At 63.8% G+C, this 3,130-nt stretch carries 4 protein-coding genes; 3 read left to right on the forward strand and 1 reads right to left on the reverse strand.

Annotated elements, in window-relative coordinates; translation table 11 throughout:
* From EN935_RS28630 to EN935_RS28640, 3 genes are all read left to right on the forward strand, one after another.
* Positions 1–172: AEC family transporter (locus tag EN935_RS28630; RefSeq protein ID WP_206534591.1), on the forward strand; the 172-nt coding region annotated here is incomplete at its 5' end.
* Between the two features lie 226 nt (positions 173–398).
* Complete coding sequence (locus tag EN935_RS28635; RefSeq protein ID WP_127265563.1) at positions 399–1,856, forward strand: NAD-dependent succinate-semialdehyde dehydrogenase; 1,458 nt, start codon at positions 399–401, stop codon at positions 1,854–1,856.
* Positions 1,857–1,947: 91 nt separating this feature from the next.
* Complete coding sequence (locus EN935_RS28640) at positions 1,948–2,970, forward strand: aldose epimerase family protein (protein WP_127265564.1); 1,023 nt, start codon at positions 1,948–1,950, stop codon at positions 2,968–2,970.
* A 12-nt stretch (positions 2,971–2,982) separates the two neighbouring features.
* Here the strand turns inward: EN935_RS28640 and EN935_RS28645 are convergent.
* A partial coding sequence (locus tag EN935_RS28645; protein WP_245489076.1) for a PfkB family carbohydrate kinase occupies positions 2,983–3,130 on the reverse strand: 148 nt, incomplete at its 5' end.

The following is a 3,130-nucleotide window of genomic DNA, read 5'->3' on the forward strand; positions in this document are numbered from 1 at the left end:
GGCCAAGGTCGCGGTGGTGGTGGCGGCGCTGCCGTCCGGCATCAATTCCTATCTCATCGCCGTGCAGTTCAACACCGGCCAGGCGCTGGCGTCGAACCAGATGACCATCGCCACGGCCTGCGCCGCCGTCACCACCGCCTTTTGGCTGGCGGTGGTGCTTCACGTTTTCTGATGGGGCATGTCGATATTCAGATGATTCCGGCCCGCGATCGGCGCGTCATAGTTCGGCCTGCTCTCGCCTCGGGCTGGTCCAACCCCTATATGCCATCTTGCGATTGCTTGCGGGCCTTGCCCTAGGTAAAGAGCAGAGGCTCCGGCGTGCCGGCTTCAGTCCATGGCGCACGCTCACCGAAGACTTCACAGACCGGCCCGTCAGCGCGCCGAACGGAGGATAGACCATGCTTCAGAAAACCAGCCATTTCATGCGGCAGGCCAATCTCATCAATGGCGAATGGGTGCAGGCCGACAGCGGCCAGACGGTCGACGTCAACAACCCGGCCACCGGTCTCAAGATCGGCACCGTGCCGAAGTCGGGCAAGGCCGAGACCCGCCGCGCCATCGAAGCTGCCGCCGCCGCCTTCAAGTCGTGGCGCAAGACCACCGCGCTCGAGCGCTCGAAGCTGCTGCGCAAGCTGCACGACGCGATGATGGACAATCAGGACGTGCTGGCCGAACTGCTAACCATCGAGCAAGGCAAGTCGCTGTTCGAATCGAAGGGCGAGATCGGCTCTGCCGCGGCCTACATCCTGTGGTTCGCCGAGGAAGGCCGCCGCACCTATGGCGACGTCGTGCCGTCGCCATGGGCAGACCGCCGCATCCTGGTGACCAAGGAGCCGGTCGGCGTCATTGCCGCCATCACGCCGTGGAATTTCCCATCCTCGATGCTGGCCCGCAAGCTCGGCCCGGCGCTCGCCGCCGGCTGCACAGCGGTCGTCAAGCCTGCGTCGCAGACGCCATATTCGGGTCTGGCCTGGGGCGCGCTCGCCGAGGAAGTCGGCTTCCCCAAGGGCGTCGTCAACATCCTGACCGGTTCGGCCAGCGAGATCGGCGACGAGATCTGCGCCAATCCGCTGGTATCGAAGATCACCTTCACCGGATCGACCGAGGTCGGCAAGCTTCTCATCCAGAAGTCGTCGGTCACCGTCAAGAAGGTGTCGATGGAGCTCGGCGGCAACGCGCCGTTCATCGTCTTCGACGACGCCGATCTCGAGCGTGCGGTCGCCGGTGCGATCACCGCCAAGTACCGCAATTCCGGCCAGACCTGCGTCTGCACCAACCGCTTCCTTGTCCAGGCTGGTGTCTATGACAAGTTCGTCGAGAAGCTCGCTGCCGCCAGCAACGGGCTGAAGGTCGGCTCCGGCCTCGAGGAGGGCGTGCAGCAGGGACCGCTGATCGACGAGAAGGCGGTCGAGAAGGTCGAGGAACTGATCGCCGACGCTACATCCAAGGGCGGCAAGATCGTCGCCGGCGGCAAGCGTCATGCGCTCGGCGGTTCGTTCTTCCAGCCGACGGTCATCGCCAACGCGACACCCAAGATGCGCTTCATGAAGGAAGAGATCTTTGGCCCGGTCGCACCGGTGTTCAAATTCGAGACCGAAGAGGAAGCCATCGCGCTCGCCAACGACACTGAATTCGGCCTCGCCTGCTATTTCTACACCGGCGATCTCGGCCGCGCCTTCCGCGTCATGGAAGGGCTGAAATACGGCATGGTCGGTGTCAATGAGGGCCTCATCACCACGCCGGAGGCGCCGTTCGGCGGCGTCAAGGAATCGGGTCTCGGCAAGGAAGGCGGACATCAGGGCATCGAGGATTATCTCGACACCAAATATGTCTGCATCGGTGGCCTCGGCCTCTGATAGGCTATCCCTGAGATGGGGAGGCCAATGGCTTGCCCATCTCGGAAGGAAAACCAGCCGAAGTCCTCAGGATCAACTGGCATTTACGGGCATGGCGATGAAGGACGGCGAGGTTTTCGGCACGACACAGGCAGGCGAGCCGGTGCGTCGCTTCACGATCAGGGGTGGCGGCATCACCGCCAACGTCATCGGTCTGGGCGCAATCATCCAGGACCTGCGCCTGACCGGGCATGATGCGCCGCTCGTGCTCGGCTACGACAGTCTGCAAGCCTACGAGACGGATACGGGCTTCTTCGGAGCGGTCGTCGGTCGCTATGCCAACCGCATCCGCGACGGCCGCTTTACTATTGGCGGCAACCGCTACCAGACCGAGCAAAACTTCCTCGATAAGCATACGCTGCATGGCGGCTCGCAAGGTTACTCCCACCGGCCGTGGACGGTTTCCTTGCATGGCAGGGATTTCGTCACGCTGACCCTGCACGATCCCGACGGCACGATGGGTTTTCCCGGCGCGCTCGACGTCACCTGTACCTACCGGCTGAAGATCCCCGGCACGCTCAGCGTCGAGCTGACCGCCACCTGTGAGGAGCCGACGCTGTGCAATCTCACCCAGCATTCCTATTTCAACCTGGATGATGGCGGTGCCGGCGACATTCTCGACCACAGGATGATGCTGAACGCCGGCGCCTACCTGCCGGTCGATGGCGACATGATCCCGACCGGGGTGGTCAAGCCGGTTGACGGCACGCCGTTCGATTTCCGCCAGGCGCGGCCGCTGCGCATGGAGACCGAGGGCGAACAGCTGCCTTACGACCAGAATTTCTGCCTTGCGTCGACACGCGGGCCGCTCAAGCAGGCGGCATGGACGCAAGGCACCAGTTCCGGTGTCGAGATGGAGGTCTGGACCACCGAGCCCGGCGTCCAGCTCTATACCGGCCAGTATGTGACGCCGCGCACCGGGCTGGAAGGGCGGAACTACAAGGCCTTTTGCGGTTTCTGCCTCGAGCCGCAGGTGTGGCCGGATGCGCCGAACCGGCCCTATTTCCCGCAGGCAACGCTGTGGCCGGGCGCGATCTACCACCACGTCACGGAATACAGATTTCGGCTACCCTAGTTTTTTCAGCCTTTAGCCTTCGAAAGCGGTTCGCAGCGTCTCGAACGGCGCCAGCGCGCCGCGTACCTGCACCACGGCAGCGGCGACGCGATGGGCACGGCGCGCGGCTTCCAGCGGGTCATGGCCGGCAAGACGAGCCGCAAGGTAGCCGCCATTGAAG

Source organism: Mesorhizobium sp. M7D.F.Ca.US.004.03.1.1 (assembly GCF_003998635.1).
Lineage (GTDB): Bacteria > Pseudomonadota > Alphaproteobacteria > Rhizobiales > Rhizobiaceae > Mesorhizobium > Mesorhizobium loti.